The organism is Bifidobacterium tissieri (genome assembly GCF_002259645.1).
In the GTDB taxonomy this organism is placed as follows: domain Bacteria; phylum Actinomycetota; class Actinomycetes; order Actinomycetales; family Bifidobacteriaceae; genus Galliscardovia; species Galliscardovia tissieri.
In genome coordinates this window covers 20,757-27,057 of sequence record NZ_MWWV01000010.1, presented here as the reverse complement: position 1 = coordinate 27,057, position 6,301 = coordinate 20,757, and the positions used below count along the sequence as shown (strand labels likewise).

At 59.6% G+C, this 6,301-nt stretch carries 6 protein-coding genes; 5 read left to right on the top strand and 1 reads right to left on the bottom strand.

The features are described from left to right. The coding region (locus BTIS_RS12350) for a transposase (RefSeq protein WP_476695607.1) at positions 1-322 on the bottom strand (322 nt) is incomplete at its 3' end. A 374-nt stretch (positions 323-696) separates the two neighbouring features. On the opposite strand from BTIS_RS12350, the gene BTIS_RS07815 reads away from it, so the two are divergent. The 5 genes from BTIS_RS07815 to BTIS_RS07795 all read left to right on the top strand — a co-directional run bounded on the left by BTIS_RS07815 (position 697) and on the right by BTIS_RS07795 (position 6,299). Next, entirely contained in the window at positions 697-2,043 is a 1,347-nt protein-coding gene (locus BTIS_RS07815; RefSeq protein WP_158216873.1) for a tyrosine-protein kinase domain-containing protein, read from the top strand. A gap of 91 nt (positions 2,044-2,134) precedes the next feature. Beyond that, positions 2,135-3,295 carry a glycosyltransferase gene (locus BTIS_RS07810; RefSeq protein WP_245819377.1) on the top strand — a complete coding sequence of 387 codons (1,161 nt, stop codon included), beginning with the start codon at positions 2,135-2,137 and terminating at the stop codon, positions 3,293-3,295. Positions 3,296-3,364: 69 nt separating this feature from the next. Then, the gene (locus tag BTIS_RS07805) at positions 3,365-3,853 is read left to right on the top strand and encodes an acyltransferase (protein ID WP_094664286.1); all 489 of its coding nucleotides are present in this window, start codon (positions 3,365-3,367) and stop codon (positions 3,851-3,853) included. Then, positions 3,850-5,070 carry a glycosyltransferase family 1 protein gene (locus BTIS_RS07800; protein WP_094664284.1) on the top strand — a complete coding sequence of 407 codons (1,221 nt, stop codon included), beginning with the start codon at positions 3,850-3,852 and terminating at the stop codon, positions 5,068-5,070. Before BTIS_RS07805 ends, BTIS_RS07800 begins: the two co-directional genes overlap by 4 nt. Then, the gene (locus BTIS_RS07795) at positions 5,067-6,299 is read left to right on the top strand and encodes a hypothetical protein (protein WP_143248909.1); all 1,233 of its coding nucleotides are present in this window, start codon (positions 5,067-5,069) and stop codon (positions 6,297-6,299) included. The genes BTIS_RS07800 and BTIS_RS07795 overlap by 4 nt, the downstream gene beginning before the upstream one ends. The last annotated feature ends 2 nt before the right edge of the window (positions 6,300-6,301 follow it).

Genomic DNA, 6,301 nt, shown 5'->3' with positions numbered 1-6,301 from the left:
CAAGATCGGCGTTCAGCGAGGCGATCTCGCCGCGCAGCGCATCCGCATCAGCCTGCGGTGCGGTATCCTTGCGTTCCGGTTCGTCCTTCGCCACCGCGGCCCCTTTCGTCTTGTCGAGCAATCGCCGCTTCCAGTTTCTCACTACCGACGAATCCACTCCCAATCCCTCCGCCGCCTCACGCGAGCTCGCTCCACCGGACGCGACCTTGAGCACGGCCTCGCGCTTGAGCTCCTCAGGTATGGGCCCGTGGCGAAGCCGGCGTTCGCCGGGCGCGAGCTCGTCAATCCACGAGGCCAGCAGCGTCTTGCTCGGATACCCCATTTGGCGGATCGTACGGCTCGCTCGCCGCCCGTNCGTCAGGTAATGGTCCACCGCGGCCCGCCTCTGCTCCAACGTGTAGCGCGAATACCGCTCGCCACGCGTCGAGGGTATTCCCGTCCTCTGTTCCTCGAGCCAGTCCCGATGCCACATACGCAACGCCTCACGACTGGGATACCCCAACTCCCGGATCGCGTCCGCCGCGCAGCACTCATACCTCACATACAACTCCACCGCACGCCGACGCTGCTCCCTCGTATACCTCGCCATGATGACTCCTCCCGGATCACAGTCCAAGAAAACGTCACCACCTCGAAATCATCCTGTTCCTGCTGGTCATCGGTGTCGTCGCCGGTAAGACCTACACGACTCCGCCGATGTATACGACTTCGGCGCAGCTCATGGCGAAGAACTCCGATGGTGCCATGACCACGGGAGCCTCGAACGGTGGCAGCTCTCCGCTTGCCAGCTACGCGCAGCTGGTGCAGTCGGACGCAGTGCTCGAGCCTGTGGTCAACAACCTCGGACTGCACACTAGCGTTGCCGGCCTGCGTGGCAATGTTTCCGCATCCGCGTCGGACGGCTCTGCTTTCGTCAGCATGACGGTGACCTATTCCGATCCAAACGACACGGTGACGATCCTCAACGAGGTCGTCAAGCAGCTCAACAAGCAGATCACCAGCGATGGGTCGAGCGGCATCCAGCTGTCCTTCATCCAGAAGCCGTATGTACCGTCCTCGCCGTCCTCGCCTAATGTCAAGGGCAACATGATGATGGGTGCGTTCGCTGCGCTGATCATTGCCGCCGCGGGCGCGGTCATCCGTGAGATGTCCGATAACAGCATCCATACGAAGGCCGAGATCCAGAGCATCGTGCCGGCCCCTATTCTGGCCGCGGTTCCGAAGAGCCCGACGCTGGCCGGTCGTACTCCGGCCGTGATCGTCAAGCCGCGTGGTCACGCCGCCGAAGAGTTCCGTCGTCTGATCACGAATCTGTCGTTTGTGAAGAACGACAGAGGTAATCGTGGAAACGTGCTGGTGGTCACCTCGGCCATGCTAGGCGAGGGAAAGACCACGGTGTCCGTGAACATCGCCGCCACGTTCGTGGAAAAGGGCGAGAGCGTGTTGCTCATCGACGCCGATGTGCGCCATCCTTCCGTCGCCAAGGCCCTCGGCATCAGCAACGGCGTTGGTCTGATGCAGATGCTCACCAATCAGGTGGACGCCCAGACTGCCGTACAGCAGTATTGGAAGCCTGAGTTCCAGGTGCTTCCCGTCGAGGACAATCAGGGTACCGCCGCGGTGATGCTGAGCTCTGCGGTCATGGAGAACATGATCGATCAGGCGGCCAAGCACTACGATCATGTGATCATCGATACCGCGCCTATGCAGGTGTCGAACGATGCTTCCCTGTTTGCCCGCGAGGGTGCGACGCTGCTGCTTGTGGTCGCCCAGACCGTCGGTCGCAAGAAGGTTTTGCGCGATGTTGCGCACGAGTTCAAGGTCTCCCGTGTCAAGATCTCCGGCGTGGCCTTCAACCGTGTGGCCCACGAGCGTAGCCGCAAGGGCAATTACTACTACTACGAGGAATCGGAGACGAAGGCCAAGAAGTCCTCCAAGCGGTCGTCCAGGAAGGCTTCTGCTTCCGCTCCCGCGACTCAGGCTCGGCCTCAGGTCCAGGCCCAGGCACCGCGTTCGGCGCGAACCGCCGTCAGCGGTAAGTAACGGCGCCAGGTCTTTGAAACTCATATAACAACTAAGGTATTGGGGGAGATATTCAGGGTGGTGACGGAATACCTCCCCCGTGCAGGGTGGAATGATGAAGCAGAAGCTGATGTTCATCGTCGAGACGGTCGGCGGGGGAGTGCGTACCCATGTACTCCAACTGCTCAATGGTCTCGATCCGGAACAGTATGACATCACGCTGGTGTATGGAGAGCGATACGATCACGTATTCGAGCAGCAGAAGGACGAGTTGGCCAAGAAGGTCCGTTTGATTCTGATGCCGAGTATGCAGCGCACGGTCAGTCCGAAGCCCTTGATTGCCTCGATTCGTGAACTGCGACGGGTGATTCGCGATATCCGCCCCGACATTGTGCACTGCCACAGTTCGATCGCCGGATTCGTGGGCCGTGTTGCGGCACATAAGGAAGGTGTGCCGAAGATCTTCTACACGCCTCATGCCTATGCGTTCGATGCACCGGAGTTCTCCTCGCTGAAGCGGGATGCGTTCGTGCTGATGGAGCGCTGGACCAGCCGTCATGCCACCACGCGCACGTTCAACGTGAGTCGTGGCGAATATCGTAACGCGTTGAAGCATCATATCGATCGGCAGGGTAAGTTCCGTGTGATCTACAACGGTCTGCCGGATATCGAACTGCCGTCGCGCCTCGAAGCACGCGAACGGCTGGGACTGCGTGACGTGGTGCCGGATGAGTCGCCGATCGTCGGCTGTTGCGCATGGCTGAACGATCGCAAGGATCCGATGACGTTCATGGCCATCGCGAACCGTGTGATCGCCCAGCGTCCCGACGTGCATTTCGTGTACATGGGCGAAGGCGAGCCTGAATTCGTAGCCAACGTGAAGGCGTACATCGCCAAGAACAATCTGGGTGGCAACATCCATCTGTTCGGCTACCGCAGCGACGCCGCACTGCTGGTGCCCGCGTTCGACGTGTACCTGCTGTCGTCGCTGTACGAGGGCATGCCGTACTCGCTGGTGGAGGCCCTGCGCGCGGGAGTGCCGATCGCGGCCACGCGCACGACGGGCAACGACGAAGTCGTACTTCCCGGTCGGAACGGCGAACTGTTCGGTGTCGGCAAGATCGACGAAGGCGTGGCGGCGGTGAACCATCTGTTGGAACAGCATCCCGAAACCGGAACGTTGCACGATCAGGTGAAACAGACGTATTACGACCGGTTCACCGAACAGCAGATGCTGGATCAGATCGTCGACGAGTACAACGGCAACGCCTGACGGTGGTATTCAGCAACCAAGACCAAGACAACGACAACCAAGAAGAGACACGAGCGAGAGGAACAGCAAGTGATCCTGATCAAAGCCTGGTACCGGTTCACCGGACTGATCCTGAAGTGGTTCTACCGTGTGGTGTTCGGCGGTGGATTCCACTACGGCAAGCGGTTCCACATGCGTCGGGCGTTCCAGCTGACCGTGGAGAACGGTGCCAGGGTGACGCTCGGCGATGACGTGTTCTTTAACGACTTCTGCGCGTTGCACGCCCGCAAGGGCATCACGATCGGCGATGGCACGATCTTCGGCGAGAACGTGCGCATCTACGATCACAATCACCGTTTTGCCGATCCGTCCCAGCCGATCAAGGATCAGGGCTACACGGAGGCTCCGGTGACGATCGGCAAGCACTGCTGGATCGGTTCGAACGTGACGATTCTCAAGGGCGTGACCATCGGCGACAACGTGGTGATCGGCGCCGGATGTGTGGTGGCACAGGACGTGCCGAGCGACGTGATCGTACGTCAGGATGTGAAGTTGAGCATGGAGGAGATCAGGCGATGACCGGCGAGCACAGCAATCAGAACGATTCCAAGCCCGTGAGGGTGCTGGTCCTCGACACCGTGATGGATCGCGGCGGTGCCGAGACCATGACCATGAACTACCTGCGTCACATGGACCGCAGCAAGGTGCAATACGACTTCCTCGTCAACCGCGACTATCACGCCGCCTACGAGGACGAGATCGCAAAACTGGGCGGCAAAGTGTACCGCATGTGCCCGTTGTACCCGCAGGATTTCGCCAAGTACAAGCGTCAGTTCCGCGCGTTCCTGAAGAAGCATTCCGAGTACCGGATCATCCATTCGAACCTTGAGGAACGCAGCTACTTCGCGTTGCGCATCGCCAAGGAGATGGGCATTCCGGTGCGCATCGCACATGCGCACAATCGTCCGGTCGGCTTCGATCTGAAGTCGATCGTGCGTGAATACTTCCGCTTCCGTCTTCCCCCGTACGTGACGCACATGTTTGCATGCGGACAGGAGGCCGGCGACTGGCTGTTCGGCGTGAAGAACCGCAAGCGCGTGATCCAGCAGCGCAACGCCGTGGACACCGCCCAGTACCGATACGATCCGCAGACCGCCGCCGAAGTGCGTGCGGAGTTCAATGTGCCCGAGGACTGCTTCGTGCTCGGACATGTGGGCCGGTTCTTCCCGCAGAAGAACCACATGCAGCTCATCGACATCTTCAACGCCGTACACAAGCAGCGTCCGAACAGCCAGCTGTGGCTTGTCGGCGGCGGCGAACTTGACGACAGTCTGAAGAACCAGGTGAAGGCCAAAGTCCACGAGCTCGGCCTCGACGACAGTGTGGTGTTCACCGGCGTGCGCCCCGATGTGAACCGCCTGATGCAGGGCATGGATTCGTTCATCCTGCCATCGCTGTACGAGGGCTTCCCGATGACCATGATCGAAGCCCAGTCCGCCGGCCTGCCGTGCACCATCTCCGACAAGGTGCCCAGCCAGTGCGACGTGACCGGCAACGTGCAGATCGTGGCGCTCGAGGCCAGCCCCGAGGACTGGGCCAGAAGCGTGCTCGCCCAGCATGACAAGGTCATGGAAACCGCCGCAGATCGCACCACGGGTGCCGACAAGGTGACCGAAGCCGGATACGACATCGTCGCCAACGCCCAGTGGCTGCAGGAGTTCTACCTCAACGCGCTTGCCAAGGGCGAGGCGATCGAACGCGCCCGCGCGGCGAAGAAATCCCAAGGAGGCCGATGATGGCGAGAGGCGCACACGCACATGCCCGCCAGGCGCAGGCCACTCAGCCGCAGAGCCATCTCAGCGACGCCGAACGTGAGGATCTTGAAGGCCGCATCGCCGTTTCGAACTATCACAACAAGAACGTGCTGCTGGCCCTGATCTTTCCCATCATGATCGTCGCCAAGCTGATGGTGCTGTTCATCCTGCCGGACAAGTATTTCTTCGACAACAACCGTATTCTGAACATGGTGAACGGTACGGCTGGTGACGATGCATGGTGGTCTGGCTCATACGCCGTGGCGACCAACATGTTCATCAAACTCAACGTGTTGGACTTCACCACCATGGCCCAATGGACGATCATGCTGGGCATGATGTTCTCCGTGCTGGTGTTCGCCATGATTCTGCGCGCCAATTCCCCGGATCTGTTGCAGACGCTGTTCATCCTCGCCACCGTGGGTCTGCTCAACATCTACGTGTTCAATATCGGCAAGGACATCATCCAGTTTGCGTTCTTCTTCGCCGTGTATGTGATCCTCGTCCTCCCGATCGAGAATTCGGTGATCAAAGTGGTGGGCAGCGCGATGGTACTGTACTTCGAAAGTACGTTCTACCGCGAGTATTACATTCTGATCGCGGCCCTTGTGCTGGGTGTATACGCGATCCTGCTGTTCTTCCGTTCCCGTAGACAGCTTGGTCTTGCCTCGCTGGGTTGGATCATCGTGCTGATGTTCGGGATGATCTATGCGATGATGATCGTGGCCAAGGCGATCATGCCGGACGAATACAACCAGATCATCGGACTCCGTGCTGGATACAGCGCTGCCTTCGGCGAAGATAACGGCGGCAACATGAACACGGCAATCCACAACTGGATCCCAGGCGGCGGTTTGCCGATCTTCATGGTGAACTATGTGGTCAATCTGATCCGTATGATGCTGCCGTTCGAATTGGCGATCCGTGGCGCGTCATATCTGCCGTTCTTCGCGTTCCAGCTTATGGTGACCGCATACATGGTCAATCTATTGCGCAAGATCAATCAGGTGGAGGACAGCTCCCTGTTCATCGCCATCTGTGTGTTCCTCGGCTACGTTCTGGCCTCCGCGCTGTTCGAGCCGGACTTCGGATCGTGGACCCGCCACGAGTCGGCCACCTTCCCGGTGTTGCTTCTGCTGATTCTCAATCCGCTGCAGCGCGTTCCGATCACCAAGGAGGAACGCATGCTTGCAGGAACGCTGAAGGAGTAGCT

Bases quoted from the DNA above. Each gene is read 5' to 3' on its own strand.
- BTIS_RS07815 (WP_158216873.1), top strand. From the start codon at position 697: ATGTATACGACTTCGGCGCAGCTCATGGCGAAGAACTCCGATGGTGCC.
- BTIS_RS07800 (WP_094664284.1), top strand. From the start codon at position 3,850: ATGACCGGCGAGCACAGCAATCAGAACGATTCCAAGCCCGTGAGGGTG.
- BTIS_RS07795 (WP_143248909.1), top strand. From the start codon at position 5,067: ATGATGGCGAGAGGCGCACACGCACATGCCCGCCAGGCGCAGGCCACT.
- BTIS_RS07810 (WP_245819377.1), top strand. From the start codon at position 2,135: ATGATGAAGCAGAAGCTGATGTTCATCGTCGAGACGGTCGGCGGGGGA.